Here is a 23,831-nt window from a genome sequence, read left to right on the forward strand (position 1 = left end):
GTTCAGCGCTCGCGCGGCGCGGGCTGCGTCAGCGTGACGACGCGCACGCCGAGCTTCTGGCCGACCGCGATCAGATGGCCGGTGCCGATCAGCATCCCGTTCGCGACGAGATGGATCACGCTCTGGTTGATGCCCTGCTGCAGCTCGATCACGGCGCCCGGCTGCAGCGCGCTCAGCTCGCCGAGCGGCATCGACGCGGGCGGCAGCTCGAAGCGCAGGTCGACCGCGAGGCCGTCGAGCGAGCGCGGTGCGTCGGCGGACGGCGCGTCGTGCGTCGTCGGCGGCGCGGAGTCGGTGCGGGTCGGTTCCAAAGGCATCTCCCTGATTCGTTCGACGGTCAGCCGGTTGCCCGACGGCCGTCCGGTGATCTCCCACGCCGGCGCGGCCGGCAGCCGCGCGACGCACAGCAGGTTCTGCTCGTGCGCCTGCCAGCGCTCGATCGCGATGATGTCGCCGCCGACGACGTCGGCCAGCTCGGCCGTCGTCAGCTCGGTGCGGCCGATCTCGAACACGAGCGGCACGGGCAGGCTCGCGTAGGCCGCGCGCGCGTCGGCGGGCGCGGCCGGCGCGGTCGCGAAGAACACGGCCAGCGCATCCGGCGCGTCGAACAGCAGCGCGCCGTGGCGGCGCCACGCGGCATCGGCGCGCCGCAGCTCGAACCGCAACGCGGCCGGCGACGCGTGCCAGGCCGGCGCGTTGTCGGCCGGCGGCAGCAGTTCCACGCGCTGCCGCGTCGCAGTCTGCAGCACGGCCGCGAGCGGCGCGCACAGGTCGGCGAGCAGCGCCGCGCGGATCACGGCCGGGACAGCGGGGTCGGCCGCGTCGCCGAGCCATTCGGTTTCCGCGAGCGGATCGATCCACAGCGTGCCGGCCGCCGGGCCGACGACGAAGCGATACGCGTGCGCATCGGCGGCCGGCTCGGCGTCGACGCGCCAGCGCACCTCGTACGCGTGTTCGCCTAGCGTGACCGGGACGGCGCCGGTCGCGCAGTACGCGTGCGACAGCCCGCGCGCGGCGGCGGCGGACAGGCGCGGCAGGTAGGGCGACGCGTCGAGCGCGACCGCGGCCGGCACGGCGGCGGGCGGCGCGGAAGCGGCGGGCATGGCCCGGTTCGCGGCGTCGCCGGCGTCGGCATTCGTCAGGAACAGCGCAGGCACGGCGGGATCGGGACGGATTCGGCGTTGGTTCGACGGGTTGTTCTGAGGCCGGCGGCGCCGAGGGGCGCGCGGCTGCTGCGTCGATTGTAGGGACGGCGCTGGCCGCGTGCCGCGCCGGAATCCGTAGTCGCGGCCATCGCGCGGAGGCGGCGGGAGCGGGGCGCTACGAAGCGTGACGAAGTGCGCAGGCGTGCGGCGGAGTGCGGGGGAGCGCGGCGGAATGCGATGAAGCGGGCGGCGCGGCGACGGCTGGCGGTCAAAAGCAACCGCCGCCCGGAGGCGGCGGTCGGAGCGCGACGGGTTGGCGGGCCGGGCGGCGTGCAGGCCGCGTCCGGCTGGCCGGCCGCGAGGTCATGCGAATCCGCGCAGCGCGGTGGGGAAGCGTTGCCGGCGTGCCGCGAACGGGCGGCGCGCGGGCGTGGCGTTACGCGTAGTCGGCGGCCATCGTGGGCTGCGGCGCCGTGCGCAGCATCGGCGCCGCGTCGTGGCGCTCGACGTGCGTCATCGCCGCACCGAACAGCACCAGGCGATAACCGACCGCGTAGATCGGGATGATCCGCAGGTTCTTGTCGTGTTCGAGCTGCAGCTTCGAGCGGATCCGCGAGATATGGGTGTCGAGCGTGCGCGACGACACGCCGAGCTCGCGACCCCACACGGCTTCCTGGATTGCCTGCCGCGGCACGATCTTGTTCATGTTGTCGAGCAGGAATTCGACGACGTCGAATTCGCGCGGCGTAACGTCAACGACCTTTTCGTCGATTTCGATCGTGCGGCGCACGAAGTTGATTTTTATGTTGTCGATGTACAGGTATTTGCAATCCATGGTGGCCCTCGCATGTCCGTAAAGGAGTGTTTGCGGGTCCTGTGCTGCAACTTCCGGGCCAGGGGGGAGATTGTCAGATGGCAACGACGGGCGGCAGCGGCGCGGATGGCGCGGCAGCCTTGAATCTAAAAGAATTTTTAACGGAGAAATGTCAGGCGGTTGATGAAGGGGTCGGAGCGATATTGAAGGATTGTTACGTAGCATCGGGCGGCGACGTTACGGGCGTTACGTCTGACGTAACGTGGGGAGGTACGGACTTCGGGGGCCAGGCCGGATGAGGTTGACGGTAGATGACGAACCCTACATCCAACCCTACCGGGCTTGTTCGATTCTCTTTTAGAATCAATTGATTGGCGAAGATTTTTGCCGACATCGAACCCTACATCGGCACCGGAAAAACGCCGGCCACAGAGGCACACCTCGCCCCCCGCGGCCGGCGTCCGCACGCATCACGCCTTCGCGCTCTCCGCCGAATCGAACGGCAGCACGTAATGCCGCTTGCCCGTCGCCGCGAAGATCGCGTTCGCCACGGCCGGCCCGACCGGCGCGACGCCCGGCTCGCCGACCCCGGTCGGCGCCTCGGCCGACGGCACGATATGCACCTCGACCTTCGGCATCTCGGCCATCCGCAGCACATGGTAGCCGTCGAAGTTGCGCTGCTCGACCTGGCCGTCCTTCAGCGTGATCGCGCTGTGCATCGCCGCGCCGAGCCCGAAACCGATGCCGCCTTCCATCTGCGCGGCGACGATGTCGGGATTGATCGCGATCCCGCAGTCGACCGCGCACACCACGCGCTCGACCTTCACCTTGCCGTCCGCGTCGACCGATACCTCGGCCACCTGCGCGACATAGCTCTTGAACGCCTCGGCCACCGCGATCCCGCGCCCGCGGCCCTTCGGCAGCGGCTTGGCCGGATCCCAGCCGGCCTTCTGCGCGGCCAGCTCCAGCACCGCGCGCATGCGCGGCTCCTTCGCGAGCAGGTCTCGGCGGAACGCGTACGGGTCCTTGCCGGCCGCGTGCGCGGCTTCGTCGATGAACGCCTCGACCGCGTACGCCGTGTGCGAGCTGCCGACCACGCGCCACCACAGCACCGGCAGGCCGACCTGGGTGGTGGTGAGTTCGACCGACACGTTCGGCACCGCGTACGGCAGGTTCGCCGCGCCCTCGACCGACGTCGCGTCGACGCCGTTCTTGACCATGAACGCCTCGAACGGCGTGCCGGCGAGAATCGACTGGCCGACGATCCGGTGACGCCAGCCCACGAGCCGGCCGTCCGCGGTCAGGCCCGCGTCGAGCTTGTGGAAGTACATCGGCCGGTAGAAGCCGCCCTGGATGTCGTCCTCGCGGGTCCATTGCAGCTTGACGGGCTTGCCGTCCGCGCCGAGCGCCTTCGCGATCGACACGGCCTCGACGAGGTAATCCGACCATGCATTCGCGCGCCGGCCGAAGCTGCCGCCCGCATACAGCGTATGGATCTGCACTTGCTCCGGCTTCAGCCCGGCGACCTTGGCCGCGTTGCCCTGGTCGACCGTCTGGAACTGGTCGCCGGCCCAGATCTCGCAGCTGTTCGCCGTCAGCTTGACCACCGCGTCGAGCGGCTCCATCGGCGCATGCGCGAGATACGGGAATTCGTACGTCGCGCTGACCTTGCGCGCCGCGCCGGCGATCGCCGCGTCGGCATCGCCGTCCTTGCGCGCGGACGTGCCCGGCTTCTCGGCGAGTTGCCGGTATTCGCGCATCAGTTCGTCCGAGCTGCGTTTCTCCGCCTTCGTTTCGTCCCAGTCGACCTTCAGCGCGTCGCGGCCCTGTTTCGCGGCCCAGAAGCCCGTCGCGACGACCGCGACGCCGCCCGGCACCTGCACGACCGAGACGACGCCCGGCACGGCCTTCGCGGCCGTTGCGTCGAACGATTTCACCGTCGCGCCGAAGCGCGGCGGACGCTGCAGCAGCGCGACGCGCATGCCGGGGAACGTCGTGTCGAGCGTGAAATGCGCGGTGCCGTTCGATTTCGACGCCCCGTCGACGCGCGGAATCCGATGGCCGATCAGCTTGAAATCGGCCGGCTGCTTCAGCGCGACCTTGTCCGGCACCGGCAGCTTCGACGCATCGGCGACGAGCGTGCCGTACGCGGCGGTCTTGCCGCTCTTCGCGTGCGTGACGACGCCGTTGGCGGTGGTCAGCTCGGCGGCCGGCACCTTCCAGCGGGCCGCGGCGGTGGACACGAGCATCGCGCGCGCCTTGCCGCCCGCTTCGCGCAGTTGCTGCCACGAGTTCGACATGGCCGAGCTGCCGCCCGTGCCCTGCATCGTGCCGAACGCGAGGTTCGCATAGCGCTTCGCATCGGCCGGCGCGCTTTCGACGCGCACGCTGGACCAGTCGGCGTCGAGCTCCTCGGCGACGATCGTCGCGATGCCCGTATAGGCGCCCTGGCCCATTTCGACGTGCTTCGCGATCACCGTGACGGCGCCGTCGGGCGTGATGCGCAGAAATGCGTTCGGCGCGAAATCGCTGGCCGGCGCGGTCGCTGCGAGCGCGCGGCGGCCGAGGCCGGCCCAGTCGAAGCCGATGGTCAGGCTGACGGCGGCAGCGGCCCCCGCGGCTTTCAGGAACGTGCGGCGCGACGGGCGCACCGCATCGGTGTGGTCGAGTTCGATCGTCATGGTCAGGCTCCGAGCGTCGCGGCCGCGTCGTGGATCGCGGCCCGGATGCGGGCATAGGTCGCACAGCGGCAGAGGTTGCCGTTCATCGCGGCGTCGATGTCCGCGTCGGTCGGCTTCGGGTTCTGTTCGAGCAACGCGGTGGCCGACATGATCTGGCCGGACTGGCAATAGCCGCATTGCGGCACCTGCAGCTTGACCCACGCGGCCTGCACGGCCTGCGCGGGCTTGCTCTGCACGCCTTCGATCGTCGTGACGTGCTTGCCCGCGATGGCGGCGAGCGGCAGCACGCACGAGCGGACGGCCTGGCCTTCGAGATGCACCGTGCACGCGCCGCACTGCGCCATGCCGCAGCCGAATTTCGTGCCGGTCAGTCCCGCGTGTTCGCGAATCGCCCAGAGGACGGGCATCGACGGATCGGCGTCGAGCGTGACGTTCTTGCCGTTCAGGACAAACGAGGTAGGCATGTTGTGTGTCTCCGTGGGGAAAACCCGGCGTGAGCCAGGTTAGCGGGGAGTGTGCGCGAGCAGCCGGTTTTTGCGTCTACCCAATCCTGCAAATTTATTGAACAATCCTGCAAATCCCCCGCACGCGGCGAGCCGTTTCGCTATGCTCGCGCGACACGGGAAATCATTCGAGGATGCGTCATGGACATGACCGATATCGTCGCGTCGCGCGAATCCGGGCGGCGCGAGCTGGCGTCGCTGATCGGCCGTTTCGCGCCGGCGGACGGCTCGCATTCGACGGCCGTGCCGGGCCTGATGCTGCATCGGCACACGCGGCCGGTCGATCTCGGCTGCGCCGTGTCGCGCGCCGCGCTGGTGATCGCCGCGCAAGGCGCGAAGCGCGTGATCGTGGCCGGCCAGGCTTACGAATACGACACCCACAATTGCCTGATTACGTCGATCGACTTGCCGATCCTCTCGCGCGTGACGCGTGCGTCGGCGGACGAACCGTACCTGTGCCTGTCGCTGACGCTCGATCCGCAGCGCATCGTCGAGCTGGCCGCCGAGATGCGGCTGCCCGAGCCCGACGCGGGCCCGGAAGGCGAGGGGATCGCGCTCGCCGAGCTGACGCCGCCGCTGCTCGATGCGGCGCTGCGCTTGCTGCGGCTGCTCGATACGCCGGCCGACATCGCGGTCGTCGCGCCGCTGATCGAGAAGGAAGTGCTGTACCGGTTGATGACGAGCGGGCAGGGCACGCGGCTGCGGCACATGGCGATCGCCGGCAGCCAGACGCACCGGATCGCGCGTGCGATCGAATGGATTCGCGATCACTTCGCGGAGCCGATGCGCGTCGAGTCGCTCGCGCAGGCGGTCAACATGAGCGTGTCGTCGCTGCACCATCATTTCAAGCACGTGACGACGCTGAGCCCGTTGCAGTACCAGAAGCAGTTGCGGCTGCACGAGGCGCGGCGGCTGTTGCTGCGGCAGGGCGGCGACGTCGGGTCGGTGGCGGCTGTCGTCGGGTATGAAAGCGCGTCGCAGTTCAGCCGCGAATACAGCCGGCTGTTCGGCGCGCCGCCAATGCGCGACGTCGTGCATCTGCGGAAGAAGGAGTTGCTCGGCTGACGGGCAGTTGGCCGTCGATCATTTCGCGACGACGGCGCGCGGCGTGTTGCGCTCGACGATGTCGGACGCAACGAGTCGCCCGCTTCGGTCCTGCGCGGCGCTGGTTCGCACGACGGTTCGCGACTGAAATCGTCGACCGTCAGACGCAGGCCTTCGCCTTCGTCGATATCGAGCGCCGGCTGTCAGCCGAGCTTCGGCGCGGCGACCGAGCGTCAATCGTGACTTTCTCCTTCGTCGAGCATCTCCGGGAACCACACGTCGATTTGCTCGACGGCGTCGCGCACGCGCTCCATCCCGCTGCACGGGTATCGCTTCGGCAGGCGCCGGTCCGCATGTGCCGATGTCGACGAAGCGCCGCGACAGGCGCTCCGGTTTCGCCGACAACCCCGTTGATACTTGAACGACGCAAGCGCCGATCGATCGGTGGTGATCTTCATCGCCTTTTCCCCGACACGCTGATTGACGAGGGGCCGCCGCTTGTATTTCGTGTGCCGTGGCGTGCCGCTCGGTGAGAGCCGGACCTCAGGCAATCGGCATGCCATGAATGACGCAGTCCCGCTGCATGCGGGCATGGCGGTGCAATGGCCGTTGGGCACGCACGTTTGCGTTTCACCCGTGAATCGTGGGGACAGGGAAGTGGACGCGGCGATCGCGGGATCGATACGGTTCGATACGACGAAACGCGCGATAAATCAGGCTTTTGAGAGGTCGACGACGTGAAAGCCGTTTTGAGTCGTCATGTTTCAGTGATGAGAATCAAGCGGGTAAATGCTTGAAAACGTATCCTCAATGAATCGCTCGTCGGTGCTCCGTGGATGAAAGGCAAATCGAATGGGAATGAAAAATGAGGCGCGCTTTTTTGCCGTGATCGCGCATTGTCACTTGTTTTAATTATTACGCCTGCCATGCGATGGATGGCAACGTTTTTCACCGCATGATCGTGTGGGTATTTTCACGGATGAATCAAATTCGTTTCGTATTTCGGGGTGAACCCGTGTTCCGGCCGGATCGGCGGCCGTTCGGCGTGGGGCATCGAGCAACTGGATCCCCGTTCGACCGGGGTAATGGACGGCTGTTCGCACGCCGCAACACGCGGTTTGTCAGCGGAAACGCCCGGGCGACGAGCCGTGCGTCAAGGTTCGCTTCTCAAGTTTGAAACAGCCGTTCTCGGGCGCGCCTGGCGGGTGTCGGCAGACTGGATTCGTCCGTCAAATCACGGCATTGCGTCACGGTGCTCAATGATCGCCGCCACGAGCGCCTCGTTATCGCGATACATTCCTGAAACAAAAAAAGCCGTTTCCGGCGAAATGGCCCGGCCTGGCAGCCGCGCGCCGCGCGCAATGCTCGGCGGAATATCGCATGGCATGCGGTTTGCGAGATTGGACGCACCGGCGAGCGGTCGACACGATGCGACAACGATGTGGGGGCGGCCAGTTCGTCATAAGCCAGTCGGGGAAGCGGCGATGAACACTATAAGCAGTGGCTTGATCCGCGCGTTTCTTGCGCACCAAAGGGGTAGTCGGAATGATCGGGGTAGCGCTTGCGACGCAGTGCCAGCGTCGTCGGTAGCGCCTTGCCGATTTCCCGTCCTCCGCGCGCGCCGCGTGCTGGAGCGGTTGTCGTTTCGTGCGGCAACCCGGCGACAGCGGCGCTCGACCTCATTCAGCGTTCCCGGATGGGGCAGGCTGTTCGTGCCGGACAGCGTGGCGCCGATTCCTCTTCAACCGTGCAGAGCCGTTTCGATCGCGCCGGGCCAGTGCCGGCGCCGGCCGGATTAGATCGAACGCGCGTCGGCCGGTTTATCCGGAAGGCCTTTCTTCGTCAGCTCAGGGAGCAGACATGTCGTCTGGCTGCAATGCAGGCCCGTTATCGCCCGGATGAAGGGCGTGTGTCGAACGGGCGCTGCATTTTGCGGTAGTCAATATATTCGCTGATTTTCAATTCCGGAAACGGGTGCCGGTGCCGGCATCGGTTTTCGGCGGGGTATTGAAACTCGCGCGCCGGAAAGATGTGCGCATCTTTCCGGTTGATTAAATCAATGGTGTTTTTGGGTCAATTTAATAATCATAAAAATAATAGAAAACACCTACTCATAAACTTTGGACAACTTAAAAACATAAAACTAGACTTCGGCTGGCCAAAAAATAAAAGCGCCAAATTACGAGCCAACAATGGTTTCTTGATTTGATAGTGATCCTTATTTTTAAGGATTGCTCGAGGCAGGAAGATTGATGGCGTGCGGTCTTCCATGCTCATTCTCTCCACGCCGTTATGGAGTCCACCATGAAGAAGCTTCTGATTGCAGCAGCAGTTCTGGCGGTTTCGGGCGCAGCGTTTGCCGGCAGCGGCACGGTGTCGAGCAGCAATTCGTCGAGCGGCGGCCAGACGATGGCCGGGGTCGCCGGGTTCGGCCACTTCACCGCAACCGATTCCGGCTCGGCACTCGGCGCAGCCGGCGCAACGGCCGGTGGCGGCAGCAGCGGTTCGATCTCGTACACGAACCACACGCAAACGTCGACGGTCGGCGGCTTCGGCTTCGGCGGCGCACAAGCGGGCGGCAGCAGCGGCGCGAACGCGGGCTCGACCGGCTGGACGTATCACCACTAAGCCGCGACGCGTAGCGTTCGTCATTGGCTGGCGGTACGGGACCGGGTCCGATCTCCACGGACGGGCCCGGTTCCTGGACCGTCGAACTTCCTCACAGCAAGGAATTGCTATGAAAGCCAAAGTCATATTAGCGACAGCGCTCACCGTCATTTCGTCCGCTGCGTTGGCGGCCGGATCGTCCACGACCAACCAGACGCAATCCGTTGCGGCGGGTGTTTCCGGTTCGGTGCTGGTCGGCTCCGGCAGCTATACCAGCAATTCGACTTCGACGGCCGGCGCGAATGCAGGAAGTACCGTGACACCCGCCGGCTCCGCCGGCACGGCGTCCGCTTATCACAACTCGACTTCGACGGCCAGCGGCTCGGGCACGAACGGGGGCGCGTTCGCGGCAGGCGGCGGTATCGGTGCAGCGGGCTCGTTCGCCGGAAACGGCAGCACGAACGAGAACGCGAATGCGCTTTCGGGAGGGGTGACCGCCACGATCGTACTCGGCGCGAACCACTACACGGCCACCGGCGCGAACGACCACGGCAATGCCAACGCGGGTGCCGTGGGCTGGACGGGCAGTGGCGGATCGGGCGCGATCACGGGCTCGAATCACTACAACTCGTCGACCGTGTGGAGTACCGGTCCGGCCGGTTCGCCGTCCGCATCGGGCGGAAGCCAGGGCGACTCGAGCGCGACCGGGAGCAGTCATTAGTCAGGTGTGGGGGGGCCAGTTTCCCAGCGACGCTGGTCTCTTTTCCGCACTGTTGTCACGTAAGGAGTTGGCATGAAGCAGAACCTGATTGCCGCCGCTCTGATGTTCGCGTCTCTGACGGCGTATGGCGCTGACCGTGCTGCCGATGGTGGGCAATCGACTATGCAGACGTCAAACAACCCTGACCAGACAACCAAACCGTCAGAACAACACACGCTTTCGTCGGGCAGTGCCATCGGCGGACCGGACACCCAGCAGTGGCAGGGCATGTCGGCCGGCTCGTGGTCCCAGCTGGGCAGCGGCTGGAAGCAGTTCGGGGAAGCAGCAAAAACTGAAGGCATTCAGGGGAATTAGTACGGTTGCCTGGGTGGGAGGTCAAACCTCGTCCGGAGAGTGAAATGAACAGCAACAGGATCAAGGTGGCATGTGCGGCGATGTTCGCGATGACCACGATCGGTGCCCAGGCGCAAACCGCCGATTCGACGTCGAGCGCGCAGTCGTCGACGTCGTCGACCGCGATCAGCCAGGGCGGTGGTTCGAGCATGAACACGAATACGACGAGTTCGCGCGGCGGCAATGCCACCAGCTCCAGCGGGGTGCGCGGCAGCGGCAATTCGAGCGTGAACGTCAACGTGACGATGCCGTCGGGCACGGCTGGCGGCAACGTGACGCCGCAGAGCGTGAACTCGCTCCAGTCGTCCGGGGCGCCCGGCACCAACCCGTACAACACCCAGGCCTCGGAAAACGTCAATTACTCGGGCACGCAGACGATCAAGACGAATCCGTCGATCCAGGCCCCTGGCCTCACGACCACGTTGTCCGATACCTGCATGGGCTCGGTGAGCGTCGGCGTGTCGTTCCCGGGGTTCGGCGCGACGGGCGGCACGACGCTGGTCGACCAGGCCTGCGTGCGGCGTCTCGATGCGCGTGAATTCCGTGCGATGGGCCTGACCGACGTGGCGCTCGCGCTGCTGTGCCAGAGCGATGCGAACCGGCGCGCGGTGGAAGCGACCGGGCACCTGTGCCCGGGCACGACCGCGCCGCTCGCGCGTTCGAACGTGGCGCCGAGCGTGGAAGCGACCGTCGCGGACGACATCAAGTATCGCGATCCGATCGTGCGCGACCGGATGGGCCTGCCGCCGCTCGGCTCGGCCGCGCCGGCCTCCGCACCGACGCGCCCGATCGAGACGGCTTCGATGCGCGCCGCGCCGGTTTCGGTGCCCGTCCGGGTGCCGGTCCCGGCGGTGGCGCCTGTCGCCGCCGCTCCGGCCGTCGCGACGCCGGCCGTTGCCGCAGCGGCACCGGCTGTCGCTGCGCCGACGGTTGCCGCCGCAGTCCCGGCGGCTGCGGCACCTGCTGCGGCTGCCGTGCCTGCCGTCGCCGCCGCCGCCGCGCCCGCAGCGTCGCTCGTGCCGGCCGCTGCAATGGCTGCCGTGCCGGCTGCAGCGGTCATCGCCGCACCGGCTGTGGCAGACAAGGCATCGCCAGCGCCTGCTGCACCGGTCGCCGAGACGAAGGCGCCGGAGCCCGTGCAACCGGTCGCCGACAAGGTGCCCGAGCCTGTACCGGTCGTTGCCGACAAGGCTCCCGAGCCCGCGCCGGCCGTTGCCGACAAGGTGCCCGAGCCTGTGCCGGCTGTTGCCGACAAGGTGCCCGAGCCTGCGTCGACCGTTGCCGAAAAGGCCCCCGAGCCCGCACCGGCCGTGGCCGACAAAGCGCCCGAGCCTGCCCCGGCTGTCGCCGACAAGGCACCGGAGCCGATGCCGGCCGCGACCGACGCTGCACAAGCAGCAGGCGAGCCGGTGGCCGAACCGATGCCGGCGGCAGCCGTCGCCGCGGCGCCGGCAGCCGATACGAAGGCAGCCGAGCCGGCGCCGCAGGCAACCGCCGAAGCGCCTGCACCGGAGGCCGCGCAGCCTGCCGTCGCCGCGGCGCCCGCCGACATGCCGGCAGCCGACGCGACAGTGCCGGACGCGGTCGAATCGGCTGGCACGGCGGCTGCACGAGCCGCCGGCATGCCGGCGCTGACCGATCCGGCGCAAGCGTTGCCGCCGGCCACGGTCGACCAGCAGGCCGCACCGGCGGCACCGGTCGCGCCGGCGCCGACCGTCATCTCGACGAGTACCTCGTCGTAGGCATGCGGGCCGGTCTGCCGGGCGACCGGAGCACGGATCGCCCGGCAGCCGCCCGGCCCGATGCCCGACAGTCTTTTCCTGTTTGACGGGTGTTGCTCCCATCCCCGAGGTCAACACCTCTTTTTGCGTGACGAGGATGCAAGGAGGCCTCAATCATGAGGATCTTTTTGGTCGCTTTGCTGCTGGCCAGCGTGCAAGCCGCTGCGCAGTCGGTTTTCCAGAATCCCGCGGTCTTCGTCATCCTGAACGAGCAGACCCTCGCGAATGCCGCGAGCGTCCAGCAGGCGCTGTCGACGCTCGGCCGTCCCGACAACACCGCATGCGCGCCGATGATGATGATCGGCGATCCGCAGATGGTCTACATGATGCCGGAGGCGGGTCACGCGCCGTCGTGGCAATCGCCGGCGTACGGCCGCGGCGCGCCGTTCGACGCGCAGAACGGGCCGAAGCCGACCGGCAAGACGGTCGGCGCGATGCAGCGCGCCGAGGACATGCAGACGCAACCGTGGAGCGACGGCAGCGCGATCACGCAGCAGATCGCGGGCGAGTCGAGCGTCACGGCGGCGGATCGCGTGAACGAATGGCGGCACACCGGGCTCGACAGGATCGAGACGGCCCGCGCGTCGGACGTGACGGTGAACGGCAAGACCTACCGCGCCTATCGCGACGATCTCAACGGATCGGCGCAGCCCGTCATCGAGCCGCAGATCTACACGCAGCGCGTCGTGTTCTGCCGATAGCGCAGCATCGATTCGAGGACGGAGCGGCGCCGCGCCGCGGGACCACGGGCCCCGCCACGCGCGATCGGACAACGGCCGCTTCGATATGCAACCTTATGCGGCGAGGCCATCGTGAACCATTGCTGTCAGCTCGGCATGTCAGGCCTGCAGGATGTCGAACGGGCGCTGAGCGCGCTGCCGTTCGTCGCGGTCCGGCGCAACCCCGTCGAGCCGTCGCGGCCGCTCGTCTACCTGTCGCAGCAACACGATGCCGCGCTCGTCGACGGACTCGCGTCGCGCGGCTGGGACGTGTGGCGCGCCAAAACCGTCGCGGACGCGCTGAATCTCGTCAAGGCGAACCGCCCGCATGCGGGCATCGTCGATTTCGGCGGCTTCGCGTCGCCGGACGTCGCGTCGTTCGAGGCGCTGCTGCGCGACCCGCGCGTCGGCTGGGTCGCGCTCGCCGACGGCGAGCGGCTGCGCAACATCACGATCGCGCGCCTGATCCGCCGTTGCTGCTTCGACTACGTGCGTAACGCGACGGCCTACACGACGATCGGTTATCTCGTCGGCCATGCCTACGGGATGCTGACGCTCGCGGACGGCGACCCGGCCGCGGACGCGCCGCCGCCCGGCAGCGCGATGATCGGCGCGTGCGACGCGATGCGCCGGCTGTTCGCGACGATCCGCAAGGTCGCGAACACCGAGGCGACCGTGTTCATCGCCGGCGAATCCGGCACCGGCAAGGAGCTGACGGCGGCGGCGATCCACCGGCAGTCGTCGCGTGCCGACGCGCCGTTCGTCGCCGTGAACTGCGCGGCGATCCCGACGACGCTGCTGCAGGCCGAACTGTTCGGGCACGAGCGCGGCGCGTTCACCGGCGCGCACCAGCGCAAGATCGGCCGCATCGAGGCCGCGCACGGCGGCACGCTGTTTCTCGACGAAATCGGCGACATGCCGTTCGAGAGCCAGGCGAGCCTGCTGCGGTTCCTGCAGGAGGGCAAGATCGAGCGGCTCGGCGGGCATGCGTCGATTCCGGTGGACGTGCGGATCGTGTCGGCGACCCACGTCGATCTCGACGCCGCGATGCGGGCCGGGCGATTCCGCACCGACCTGTACTACCGCCTGTGCGTGCTGCGTATCGACGAGCCGCCGCTGCGCATGCGCGGCCGCGACATCATGCTGCTCGCCGACGACGTGCTGCGACGCTATCGCGGCGACGGCTCGTACCGGATTCGCGGCTTCACGCCGTGCGCGATCGAGGCGATCCACAACTATCCGTGGCCCGGCAACGTGCGCGAGCTGATCAACCGGATCCGCTTCGCGGTCGTGATGACGAACGGCCCGCTGATCTCGGCCGCCGATCTCGAGCTGCGCCCGTATACGTCACTGCGGCCGCCGACGCTCGCGCAGGCGCGCCGGCAGGCCGAGCGGCAAGCGATCGAGGAAGCGCTGCTGCGCCACCATCACCAGCATGCGGAGGTCGCCGCGGAGCTCGGCATCTCGCGCGCGACGCTGTACCGCCTGATGATCGCGCTCGGGCTGCAGGGCTGACGCGCCGTGGCGCGCGACCGCTCAAGACCTCGCGGCGGCGGCCGTTAAAACATGCAACGGCCCGGCCGGAACGCGCGCATCGACATGCGCGCAACCGGCACGCGGCGCATCACGCTTATCCGAGGTCATCGTGGCAGAGTGCAGCCAGTGCGGCAGGACGTTCCTGGTCGGCGGGCAGTCGATCGACGGCCGCCGCTATTGCAGCCCGGCGTGCGCACGGGCGCATCCGGTCGTCGTCGAGGCCGAACGGGTGCCCGACGCGAAGGTTCGGCAGTACGTCGACGACTGGCGCTACGGGCCCTGTCCGATCTGCCTGCGCGAAGGGCAGCCGGTCGACGTCCACGCGTCGCATCGCGTCGTGTCGCTCGTGTTCGTCACGCGCTGGGCGACGCGGCGCCACGTGTGCTGCCGCCGCTGCGGCCGCAGGAAGCAGGCGGTCGCGCTGCTCGCGTCGGCCACGCTCGGCTGGTGGGGGCTGCCGTGGGGCATCGTGCTGACGCCGATCCAGCTCGCGCGCAACCTGCTGGGCCTGGCCGCGCGCGATCCCGAGGTCGCGACGCCGCAGTTCGAGGCGCTCGTGCGGCGCAAGCTGGCCGCCCGCCGGCTCGCGCGGGCGGAGCGGGGCGCCGGCGCCTGATCGCGCCTTCGGCCCGTGCGCGCTGATGGTGTAAACAGGCCTTAGGCCGGCCGGTCGAAGCCCGATGCGACCCAGCGTTCGGCGCCGGCCTTGCTGAGCTTGAACCCGGCCGACACCTTCGCTTCGGCGAGCAGCTCGCCATACGGATCGAACGCCTTGAGCTGCGCATACGGCTCGAACTCGTCCGGCACGATGTCGAGCGTCACCGATACATCCTGGCCGGCTTCGTCCTGCACCGTCACTTCCTTGTGCAGCATCGCGCGCCGCTGCTGTTCGTGGCGCATCAGCACTTCGGTCGCGGTTTTCACGAGCGTGCGGAACGCGTTCGCGTCCATCGGCTTCGGGTTCTTCTTGTCGCGGCCCATGGTCCACGGCCCGACGAGCGCGGGCTCGGACTCGCCGTCCTTGACCATCTCGACGGCCCAGCCGTCGTCGTCTTCGTTCTTGATGATGCGGGCCGTCCAGCCGTTGTCGCGCCAGAGGCCGTCTTCGTGGATGGAGGTGTCGTCGGATTGCAGGTCGGAATCGGTCATGAGGAAAGCGGGCAGTACGGGCAAGCCGGCGAACGGGCGGCGGCGCGCGGCCGGCATCGGCGCGTCGCTCGCCGCCGGCGGGCCGGGGTGGCATGCAAACGCGCAATTTTACCTGCTGGCCGGCCGCGCGGCGCGCAACACTGGCCGTCAGGCCGATGCCGCGACGGTCGGCCGCCGGCCGCCGGGCGTCGAACCGGCGCAAATATCAAACCCGTATTACGTCTTCGGCAGCCAATTCGTACGCCGTCCGATATCGCGCTCGCGCATACGTTCATAGAATCGACGTTCGGGCTAAAAATAGCCTGAACGTCCTTTCAACGCTCAACCGGTCGCACGCGTTCCGCGTGGCGCGGCCGGTGAACCACCAGGAATTGCGCATGAGGAAATTCAATGTTCGCATCGTCGTCGCGTACGACTGGCCGTTGACGCTGGCCGGCATCGAGCAGATCGCAGGCGGCGCCTGCGCGATCGAGCTCGCCGCGGTCTACCGGAGCACGGCCGAACTGGTCGCGTCGCTCGGCGGCGTCGACTGCGACGTCGTGCTGGTCGACTATGCGATTCGCGGCGACGAGCAGATGGACGGCCTCGCGCTGTTCGACTGGCTGCGCCGCACGCGGCCGAACGTCGGGATCGTCGCGCTGGTCGCGAACGAGAACCCGCTGATCTTCCGGTCGATCGTCGCGATCGGCGGCGTGAGCGTCGTCAGCAAGCTCGACGAGGTCGGCCATATCGTCACGGCGATCCATTCGAGCTACAGCGGCGCGACCTACCTGTCGCCGTCCGTCCGCCGCGCGGTCGATGCGCTTGGCACGCGCGGCGACGCGCCCGTGAAGCTGTCGGCGCGCGAAATCGAGGTGATTCGCCTGTATCTGTCCGGCGTGCCGATCAAGACGATCGCGCAGCGGCTGAGCAAGGGCAAGCAGACGGTCAGCGCGCAGAAGATCAGCGCGATGAAGAAGCTCGGCGCGAGCAACGACGTCGAACTGATCCAGCGGGCGGCGGGGCTGGGGCTCGGGAGCGGCGAGGCCGCGCGGCGGGTGGGCAGCGCGGCGTGAGTGCGGGGCGGGGCGCCGTCAGGCCGGCAACGCGAACCGCGTCACCGCGTCGCGCAGCGCCTCGGCCTGATCGCGCAGCGAATGCGCGGCTGCCGCGGCCTGTTCGACGAGCGCCGCATTCTGCTGCGTGACCTGATCCATCTCGCCCACCGCGCGGTTGACCTGCTCGATCCCGGCGCTTTGCTCGCGCGAGGCGTGGCTGATTTCGTCGAGGATCTCGTTCACGCGCCGCACCGACTGCACGAGCTCGGCCATCGTCTCGCCCGCGTGCGTAACGAGCGTCGCGCCGTGCTGGACCGTCTCGTTCGACGACACGATCAGTGACTTGATCTCCTTTGCCGCCGTCGCCGAGCGTTGCGCGAGCGACCGCACCTCGGCCGCGACCACCGCGAAGCCGCGGCCCTGTTCGCCGGCCCGCGCGGCTTCGACGGCCGCGTTCAGCGCAAGGATGTTGGTCTGGAACGCGATCCCGTCGATCACGCCGATGATGTCGCCGATCTTGTGCGAGCGATCGGTGATCTCGTTCATCGTGCGCACCACGTCGTCGACCACCGCGCTGCCGCGCGTCGCCACCTGCGCGGCCTGGCCGGCGAGCGACGCGGCCTGCGCGGCGCTGTCCGCGTTCTGCTTCACGTTCGCGGTCATCTCGTCCATGCTCGACGCGGTCTGCACGAGCGCGGCCGCCTGTTCCTCGGTGCGCTGCGACAGGTCCGTGTTGCCGGATGCGATTTCGCTCGCGCCGACGTTGATGTTCTCGGTACCCATCCGCACGCGCGACACCATGTCGATCAGCCCGCCCTGCATCGTGTGCAGCGCATGCAGCAGGCTGCCGCGATCGTCGTGCTTTACGGTCACGCGCGCGGTCAGGTCGCCCTGCGCGATGCGCTGCGCGGCGTCGAGCGCCGCTTCGAGCTCGCCGCCGAGGCTCGCGCGCACGCTTTTCAGCACCAGCACCATCACGGTCGTCGCGATCGCACCGAGCACGGCCGTCATCGCGAGCCAGCGGCCGATGCTCGAGAGCACCGCGGAGCGCACGTCGTTCATGTACATGCCGGTCACCAGATACCAGTCCCACGGCGCAAAGCGCTGCACGGCGCTGGTTTTCTCCTGCGGCTTGTCCGCGCCCGGCTTCGGCCACAGATACTCGACGAAGCCCTTGCCGCCTTCCGCGTTGCCGGCCTTCACGATCTCGACGAACAGGTGCTTGCCGTTCGGATCGGCGAAGTTCGACACGTCCTTGCCGTTGAGCTCGGCCTTGATCGGATGCATCACGATCACCGGCTTCGAATCGTTGATCGAAATATAGCCGTCGGCGCCGTGGCGCATCGCGGCGATCGCCTCGAGCGCCTTCTGCTTCGCATCGGCTTCCGGCAGCGCGTTCTGCTGCGACAGCTTGTAGTAGTGATCGGTCACGCTCGCGGCCTGCTCGACCAGCGACGCCAACTGGTCGCGGCGGTCCGCGATCATCGATGCGCGGGTCTGCCATGCGCCGAGCCCGGCGATCACGAGCAGGCCGAGCCACAGGATGACGATCATCGAGGCGAGTTTCTGGTTCAGTGAAAGATTGCGCATGGTATGAGGTCGGTCAGTCGAGGAAGCTCGCCGGGACGGCGTGACGGGATATGTGTCTTGACGGCGCGCGATGCGCGTCGCCGTAGACGGGAAATCCCTTAGAGGCCGTCATTTTCCGATGCCCGCGACACGCGCGCGGGCATCTATGCATATGCATAACAGCGGCCGCTATACTGTCGGGCGATGGCGTATGCGTCGCGCCCGCACGGGCGGCGGCGCGACGCCGAACCAAACCGAAAGGAGGCAACGATGCGGATTCTGGTGGTAGGGGCCGGCGCGGTCGGCGGATACTTCGGCGGCCGGCTGGCCGCGGCGGGGCGCGACGTGACGTTCCTGGTGCGCGACGGCCGCGCGGCCGCGCTCGCGCGCGACGGGCTGCTGATCCGCAGCCCGCGCGGCGACCTGACGCTCGCGAACGTGCAGACCGTGCGCGCCGGCGACGCGGGCGCCGGCGTCGCGCCGTTCGATCTCGTGCTGCTGAGCTGCAAGGCGTACAGCCTCGACGATGCGATTGCATCGTTCGCGCCGTTCGTTGGGCCGCAGACGCTGATCCTGCCGATGCTCAACGGGATGCGCCACCTCGACGTGCTGCGCGAGCGCTTCGGCGCCGCGCAGGTGCTCGGCGGGTTGTGCGTGATCGCCGCGACGCTCGATCGCGAGCAGCGCATCGTGCACCTGAACGACACGCACGGCGTGTCGTTCGGCGAGCTGGCCGGCGGCGAATCGCCGCGCGTGCGCGCGGTGGCCGACGTGCTCGGCGGCGCGGGCTTCGACGCAACACTCAGCGACGACGTCGCCGCGCGGATGTGGGAGAAGTGGGTGTTCCTCGCGACGCTCGCCGCGAGCACGTCGCTGTTTCGCGGTTCGATCGGCGACATTCTCGCCGCGCCGGATGGTCGCCGCCTGCTCGAAACGATGCTCGCCGAATGCAGCGCGATCGCCGAACACAACGGCCACCGGCCCGATTCGGCGGCCAGCGAACGGATGCAGCGGATGGTGCTGACGCCGTCGCCGCTGACCGCGTCGATGCTGCGCGACGTCGAGAACCACGCACGCGTCGAAGCCGATCACGTGATCGGAGACCTGCTCGCGCGACGCGACCCGCAGGCGGCCGATACGCTGTCGCTGCTGCGGATCGCGTACAACCACCTGAAGGCGTACGAGGTGCGTACGGCGCGCGAGCAAGCGGCAGCATAAGCCGGCGCGGGCGACCGGCGCGGGCGGCCGCCGCGCCGTTGCGCGCTGCAACAATTTTGCCGTCCGGCGTCATTTCCGCGCGTCGGCGGCAAAAAAGTATCGAAAATCAGGCGTAAAGTTGGTGGAGCCGCGCGCTCGATCGACCTACATTGCTTCCCATGCGACCGGTCGCAGTGCCGTGCGAGACACGCGAAACACGCGATGCACGCGCGCACAGCCGAACAGGCCGGCCAGCGAACATGGGAATGGAGACGCCAACATGATGCACCCCGATCTCGAAGTGGTCGAAGTGCGACGCGACGAGTCGTTCAAGGTCTGGTCGCACGGCTATCCGTATCGCACGATCCGCTGGCATTTCCATCCCGAATTCGAGTTGCACCTGATCGTCGCGACGCACGGCAAGTATTTCGTCGGCGATCACATCGGCTCGTTCGGCCCCGGCCATCTCGTGCTGCTCGGCCCGAATCTGCCGCACAACTGGGTCAGCGACATGGCCGAAGGCGAAACCGTCGAGCGCCGCAATCTCGTGATCCAGTTCGATCCGTCGTTCGTGCGCCGCTGCATGGACGCGTTCCCCGAATGCCGCGATGCACAGGCGCTGCTCGACGACGCACGGCGCGGGGTCGGCTTCGATGCCGCGACGAGCGCTGCGATCGCGCCGCTGTTCGACGAACTGCTGACCGCGCGCGGCATGCGCCGCATCGCGCTGTTCATGACGATCCTCGAACGCCTGTGCGATGCGACCGAACGCACGCTGCTCGCGAGCCCCGCGTACGACCAGGCCGACGTCACGCCGACGCGGCTCAGCCACGCGCTGTCGTATATCGGCAAGAACCTCGCGTCCGAGCTGCGCGAATCCGATCTCGCGCAACTGACCGGGCAGAGCGTCAGCGCGTTCTCGCGCGCGTTCCATCGCCACACCGGCATGCCGTTCGTCCAGTACGTGAATCGTCTGCGAATTGAATCCGCCTGCCAGATGCTGCTCGCCGACAACGCGAGCATCACCGACATCTGCTTCCAGGCCGGCTTCAACAACGTGTCGAACTTCAACCGCCAGTTCCGCGCGGTGAAGGGGATGGCGCCGTCCGAATTCCGAGCGCTGCAGCGCCTGAACGCGCGCAGCCGAGAGCTCGCGCTGCATGCGGCGCCGACCGGTAACCCGCTGCCGCCGCGCGTGCTGACGCCCGGCGCGCCCGAGCTCATGCCGCAGCCCGGATGATCGCCGGGCCGTTGCCCGCCTGAGTTTTCCCCAACCGTTTTACCAGCCGATCGCGTCGCTCTCGTCGCGAGGGGCGCATTCACCCACGAAAAAGCTGCACACAATTTCTGGAGACACCGTCATGACGCACGCATCGCCCACTTCATCTCCCCGCCGCGCCGTTCGCGTGGCGGCCGTTGCCGCGCTCGCCGTCGCGGCCCTGTTGCCCGCCGCCGCGCACGCCGCGCCGCTGCGGATCGGCATGACGTTCCAGGAACTGAACAACCCGTACTTCGTGACGATGCAGAAGGCGCTGAACGACGCGGCCGCGTCGATCGGCGCGCAGGTCGTCGTCACCGACGCGCATCACGACGTCAGCAAGCAGGTGAGCGACGTCGAGGACATGCTGCAGAAGAAGATCGACATCCTGCTCGTGAACCCGACCGATTCGACCGGCATCCAGTCGGCGATCACGCAGGCGAAGAAGGCCGGTGCGGTGGTCGTCGCCGTCGATGCGAACGCGAACGGGCCGGTCGATTCGTTCGTCGGCTCGAAGAACTACGACGCGGGCGTGATGTCGTGCGAGTACCTCGCGAAGGCGATCGGCGGCAGCGGCGAGGTCGCGATCCTCGACGGCATTCCGGTCGTGCCGATTCTCGAACGCGTGCGCGGCTGCAAGGCCGGGCTCGCGAAATTCCCGAACGTGAAGCTCGTCGATACGCAGAACGGCAAGCAGGAGCGCGCGACTGCGCTGTCGGTGACCGAGAACATGATCTCTGCGCATCCGAACCTGAAGGGCCTTTTCAGCGTGAACGACGGCGGCTCGATGGGTGCGCTCGCCGCGATCGAGGGTTCCGGCAAGGACATCAAGCTGACGAGCGTCGACGGCGCGCCCGAGGCGATCGCGGCGATCCAGAAGCCGAACTCGAAGTTCATCGAGACGACCGCGCAGTTCCCGGCCGACCAGGTGCGCATCGCGCTCGGCATCGCGATCGCGCGCAAGTGGGGCGCGACGGTGCCGAAGGCGATTCCCGTCGACGTGAAGGTCGTCGATCGCGGCAACGCGAAGGGTTTCAGCTGGTGAACGACGTGCGACGCGACGTGAAGGGCGGCGGCGCGGCCGACGCCCTTCGCACGGAGAAGCCGATGGACACGATACTCAGGCTCAGCCACATCACGAAAAGTTTTCCCGGCGTGAAGGCGCTGTCCGACATCGATCTGGAGATCGCGCGTGGCGAGATTCATGCGCTGCTCGGCGAGAACGGCGCGGGCAAGTCGACGCTGATGAAGATCCTGTGCGGCATCCACCAGCCGGATGCCGGCACGATCGAGATCGACGGCGCCGCGCGCCATTTCGCGGATTATCACGACGCGGTCGCGGCCGGCGTCGGCATCGTGTTCCAGGAATTCAGCCTGATTCCGCACCTCGATGCGGTCGACAACCTGTTCCTCGGCCGCGAGCTGCGCAACCGCTGGGGCGCGCGCGACCGCAAGCGGATGCGCGCCGCGGCGGCGGCCATCTTCGCGCGGCTCGGCGTGGCGATCGATCTCGATGCGCCGATCCGCACGCTGTCGGTCGCACAGCAGCAGTTCGTCGAGATCGGCAAGGCGCTGTCGCTCGACGCGCGCATCCTGATCCTCGACGAACCGACCGCCACGCTCACGCCGGCCGAGGCCGAGCACCTGTTCGCGATCATGCGCGAGCTGAAGCGGCAGGGCGTCGCGATGATCTTCATCTCGCATCACCTCGACGAGATCTTCGCGGTGTGCGACCGCATCACGGTGCTGCGCGACGGCCAGTACGTCGCGACGACCGAGGTCGCGCACACCGACGTCGAGCAACTGGTGCGGATGATGGTCGGCCGCCGGATCGAGAGCAGCTTTCCGCCGAAGCCGGCATTGCCGGCCGACGCGCCGGCCGTGCTCGAAGTCGATGCGCTGCAGATCGAGCGCGACGGCCCGGTGACCCGCTTTGCGTTGCATGCAGGCGAGATCCTGGGTTTCGCGGGCCTGGTCGGCTCGGGCCGCACCGAAACCGCGCTTGCAGTGATCGGTGCGACGCGTGCGCACCGCAAGGAACTGCGCGTGCGCGGCGCGGCGGCGAAGCTCGCCGATCCGGCCGACGCGCTGCGCGCCGGTATCGGCATCCTGCCGGAAAGCCGCAAGACGGAAGGGCTCGTCACGTCGTTCTCGATTCGCGACAACATCTCGCTGAACAACCTCGGCAAGTACCGGTCGATGCGCTGGCTGATCGACCGGCGCGGCGAGGCGCGCACCACGCACGACGTGATGCGGCGCGTCGGCGTGAAGGCGCCGTCGATCCACACCGAGGTCGCGACGCTGTCCGGCGGCAACCAGCAGAAGGTCGTGATCGCGCGCTGGCTGAACCATCACACGTCGGTGCTGATCTTCGACGAGCCGACGCGCGGCATCGACGTCGGCGCGAAAGCCGAAATCTACGGGCTGATGCGCGAACTCACCGCGCGCGGCTACGCCATCATCATGATCTCGTCCGAATTGCCGGAAATCGTCGGCATGTGCGATCGCGTCGCCGTGTTCCGGCAGGGCCGCATCGAGGCGACGCTCGCCGGCGACGAGATCGATCCCGACACGGTCATGACCTATGCCACGGCCGGCACGCGAGGAGCGACCCATGAACCTGCCTGATTCTTCTTCCACGTCTCCCACGCCTTCCACGACGCTCGCGGCCACGGCCGGAAACGGCGACGCACCGCCGCCCCGCGCGATGTGGGCGCAACTGCGCCGCTCGACGCTGTTCTATCCGCTCGTCGGCCTCGTCGTCGTGTGCATCGCGATGATGATCGCGAGCCCGAGCTTCCTGTCCGCCGCGAACCTCGAAAACGTGCTGCGCCAGGTGTCGATCAACGCGATCATCGCGGTCGGCATGACCTGCGTGATCCTGACGGGCGGCATCGACCTGTCGGTCGGCTCGGTGATGGCGCTGTCGGGCACGCTCGCGGCCGGGCTGATGGTCGCCGGCGTCAATGCGGTCGCCGCGCTGGCGATCGGCATCGCGGTCGGCCTCGGTTTCGGCTTCGTGAACGGCGTGTTCGTCGCATTCGCGGGGATGCCGCCGATCATTGTCACGCTCGCGACGATGGGCATCGCGCGCGGCCTCGCGCTGATCTATACCGGCGGCTACCCGATCGACGGGCTGCCCGACTGGGTCGCGTTCTTCGGCAGCGGCAAGGTGCTCGGCATCCAGGCGCCGGTGCTGATCATGCTGGGGGTGTATGCGATCGCATGGCTGCTGCTCGACCGGATGCCGTTCGGCCGCTACGTGTACGCGATCGGCGGCAACGAGCAGGCGACGCGGCTCACCGGCGTGCGGGTCGCGCGCGTGAAGCTGATCGTCTACACGCTGGCCGGGCTCACGTCGGCGCTCGCCGCGATCGTGCTGACCGGGCGCCTGATGAGCGGCCAGCCGAATGCGGGCGTGGGCTTCGAACTCGACGCGATCGCGGCCGTCGTGATGGGCGGCACGTCGATCTCCGGCGGGCGCGGCGCGATCCTCGGCACGCTGGTCGGCGCGCTGCTGCTCGGCGTGCTCAACAACGGGCTGAACATGATCGGCGTGAACCCGTATGTGCAGAACGTGATCAAGGGCGGAATCATCCTGCTCGCGATCTACATCAGCCGCGAACGATCGCGGTAACGATCGATTCATTGGTTATCCGAATCACTCAGGAAAGAGA

22 protein-coding genes are annotated in these 23,831 nt (G+C 67.9%); 14 read left to right on the forward strand and 8 right to left on the reverse strand.

Translation table 11 applies throughout. The annotated features are described in order from the left end of the window. Positions 1-2: 2 nt before the first annotated feature. The 4 genes from sctQ to HWX14_RS10360 all read right to left on the reverse strand — a co-directional run bounded on the left by sctQ (position 3) and on the right by HWX14_RS10360 (position 5,104). The gene (sctQ, locus tag HWX14_RS10345) at positions 3-1,157 is read right to left on the reverse strand and encodes a type III secretion system cytoplasmic ring protein SctQ (protein ID WP_175882632.1); all 1,155 of its coding nucleotides are present in this window, start codon (positions 1,155-1,157) and stop codon (positions 3-5) included. Between the two features lie 424 nt (positions 1,158-1,581). Beyond that, positions 1,582-1,980: a winged helix-turn-helix domain-containing protein gene (locus HWX14_RS10350; RefSeq protein ID WP_175882633.1), complete on the reverse strand. Its 399-nt coding sequence runs from the start codon at positions 1,978-1,980 to the stop codon at positions 1,582-1,584. Positions 1,981-2,429: 449 nt separating this feature from the next. Continuing rightward, positions 2,430-4,640, reverse strand: a complete 2,211-nt coding sequence (locus HWX14_RS10355; protein WP_175882634.1) for a xanthine dehydrogenase family protein molybdopterin-binding subunit — start codon at positions 4,638-4,640, stop codon at positions 2,430-2,432. Between the two features lie 2 nt (positions 4,641-4,642). Further along, the gene (locus HWX14_RS10360) at positions 4,643-5,104 is read right to left on the reverse strand and encodes a (2Fe-2S)-binding protein (RefSeq protein WP_175882635.1); all 462 of its coding nucleotides are present in this window, start codon (positions 5,102-5,104) and stop codon (positions 4,643-4,645) included. A gap of 180 nt (positions 5,105-5,284) precedes the next feature. Between HWX14_RS10360 and HWX14_RS10365 the strand changes: the two genes are divergently transcribed. Next, positions 5,285-6,208 (forward strand): AraC family transcriptional regulator, encoded by a 924-nt coding sequence (locus HWX14_RS10365; RefSeq protein WP_175882636.1) that lies wholly within the window; start codon positions 5,285-5,287, stop codon positions 6,206-6,208. A 212-nt stretch (positions 6,209-6,420) separates the two neighbouring features. Here HWX14_RS10365 and HWX14_RS36420 read toward each other — a convergent pair whose 3' ends face one another. Both HWX14_RS36420 and HWX14_RS10375 read right to left on the reverse strand, forming a co-directional pair. Next, a complete protein-coding gene (locus HWX14_RS36420; RefSeq protein ID WP_244130199.1) occupies positions 6,421-6,645 on the reverse strand; it encodes a hypothetical protein in 225 nt (74 codons plus the stop codon). A gap of 776 nt (positions 6,646-7,421) precedes the next feature. After that, entirely contained in the window at positions 7,422-7,574 is a 153-nt protein-coding gene (locus HWX14_RS10375; protein WP_175882638.1) for a hypothetical protein, read from the reverse strand. A 917-nt stretch (positions 7,575-8,491) separates the two neighbouring features. On the opposite strand from HWX14_RS10375, the gene HWX14_RS10380 reads away from it, so the two are divergent. The 7 genes from HWX14_RS10380 (at position 8,492) to HWX14_RS10410 (ending at position 14,560) form a co-directional block, all read left to right on the forward strand. After that, positions 8,492-8,815: a hypothetical protein gene (locus HWX14_RS10380; protein WP_011547313.1), complete on the forward strand. Its 324-nt coding sequence runs from the start codon at positions 8,492-8,494 to the stop codon at positions 8,813-8,815. Positions 8,816-8,924: 109 nt separating this feature from the next. Beyond that, positions 8,925-9,515, forward strand: a complete 591-nt coding sequence (locus HWX14_RS10385; protein ID WP_175780003.1) for a hypothetical protein — start codon at positions 8,925-8,927, stop codon at positions 9,513-9,515. 72 nt (positions 9,516-9,587) lie between these two features. After that, positions 9,588-9,869: a hypothetical protein gene (locus tag HWX14_RS10390; RefSeq protein WP_175882639.1), complete on the forward strand. Its 282-nt coding sequence runs from the start codon at positions 9,588-9,590 to the stop codon at positions 9,867-9,869. Between the two features lie 44 nt (positions 9,870-9,913). Then, positions 9,914-11,650 carry a chemotaxis protein CheA gene (locus HWX14_RS10395; protein WP_175882640.1) on the forward strand — a complete coding sequence of 579 codons (1,737 nt, stop codon included), beginning with the start codon at positions 9,914-9,916 and terminating at the stop codon, positions 11,648-11,650. A gap of 155 nt (positions 11,651-11,805) precedes the next feature. Next, positions 11,806-12,390 carry a hypothetical protein gene (locus HWX14_RS10400; protein WP_175882641.1) on the forward strand — a complete coding sequence of 195 codons (585 nt, stop codon included), beginning with the start codon at positions 11,806-11,808 and terminating at the stop codon, positions 12,388-12,390. Between the two features lie 135 nt (positions 12,391-12,525). Next, positions 12,526-13,923: a sigma-54 dependent transcriptional regulator gene (locus HWX14_RS10405; protein ID WP_244130246.1), complete on the forward strand. Its 1,398-nt coding sequence runs from the start codon at positions 12,526-12,528 to the stop codon at positions 13,921-13,923. Between the two features lie 130 nt (positions 13,924-14,053). Next, positions 14,054-14,560 (forward strand): hypothetical protein, encoded by a 507-nt coding sequence (locus HWX14_RS10410; RefSeq protein WP_175882643.1) that lies wholly within the window; start codon positions 14,054-14,056, stop codon positions 14,558-14,560. Positions 14,561-14,601: 41 nt separating this feature from the next. On the opposite strand, the gene HWX14_RS10415 is transcribed toward HWX14_RS10410, so the two are convergent. Beyond that, positions 14,602-15,093 carry a hypothetical protein gene (locus HWX14_RS10415; RefSeq protein ID WP_175882644.1) on the reverse strand — a complete coding sequence of 164 codons (492 nt, stop codon included), beginning with the start codon at positions 15,091-15,093 and terminating at the stop codon, positions 14,602-14,604. A gap of 377 nt (positions 15,094-15,470) precedes the next feature. Here HWX14_RS10415 and HWX14_RS10420 point away from each other — a divergent pair, with 377 nt between their 5' ends. Further along, positions 15,471-16,148, forward strand: coding sequence for a response regulator transcription factor (locus HWX14_RS10420; protein WP_175882645.1), 678 nt, complete (start codon positions 15,471-15,473; stop codon positions 16,146-16,148). Between the two features lie 18 nt (positions 16,149-16,166). Here HWX14_RS10420 and HWX14_RS10425 read toward each other — a convergent pair whose 3' ends face one another. Beyond that, entirely contained in the window at positions 16,167-17,720 is a 1,554-nt protein-coding gene (locus HWX14_RS10425; protein ID WP_175882646.1) for a methyl-accepting chemotaxis protein, read from the reverse strand. A gap of 249 nt (positions 17,721-17,969) precedes the next feature. On the opposite strand from HWX14_RS10425, the gene panE reads away from it, so the two are divergent. The 5 genes from panE to HWX14_RS10450 all read left to right on the forward strand — a co-directional run bounded on the left by panE (position 17,970) and on the right by HWX14_RS10450 (position 23,791). Beyond that, positions 17,970-18,917: a 2-dehydropantoate 2-reductase gene (gene panE, locus HWX14_RS10430; protein WP_175882647.1), complete on the forward strand. Its 948-nt coding sequence runs from the start codon at positions 17,970-17,972 to the stop codon at positions 18,915-18,917. Positions 18,918-19,176: 259 nt separating this feature from the next. Then, positions 19,177-20,136, forward strand: a complete 960-nt coding sequence (locus tag HWX14_RS10435) for an AraC family transcriptional regulator (protein ID WP_175882648.1) — start codon at positions 19,177-19,179, stop codon at positions 20,134-20,136. A 121-nt stretch (positions 20,137-20,257) separates the two neighbouring features. Beyond that, positions 20,258-21,199: a substrate-binding domain-containing protein gene (locus tag HWX14_RS10440; RefSeq protein ID WP_175882649.1), complete on the forward strand. Its 942-nt coding sequence runs from the start codon at positions 20,258-20,260 to the stop codon at positions 21,197-21,199. A 62-nt stretch (positions 21,200-21,261) separates the two neighbouring features. Continuing rightward, positions 21,262-22,782 carry a sugar ABC transporter ATP-binding protein gene (locus HWX14_RS10445; RefSeq protein ID WP_175882650.1) on the forward strand — a complete coding sequence of 507 codons (1,521 nt, stop codon included), beginning with the start codon at positions 21,262-21,264 and terminating at the stop codon, positions 22,780-22,782. After that, entirely contained in the window at positions 22,769-23,791 is a 1,023-nt protein-coding gene (locus HWX14_RS10450; RefSeq protein ID WP_175882651.1) for an ABC transporter permease, read from the forward strand. Before HWX14_RS10445 ends, HWX14_RS10450 begins: the two co-directional genes overlap by 14 nt. The last annotated feature ends 40 nt before the right edge of the window (positions 23,792-23,831 follow it).

The sequence above is a fragment of the Burkholderia sp. BCC0044 genome, from assembly GCF_902832955.1.
Classification (GTDB): Bacteria; Pseudomonadota; Gammaproteobacteria; order Burkholderiales; family Burkholderiaceae; genus Burkholderia.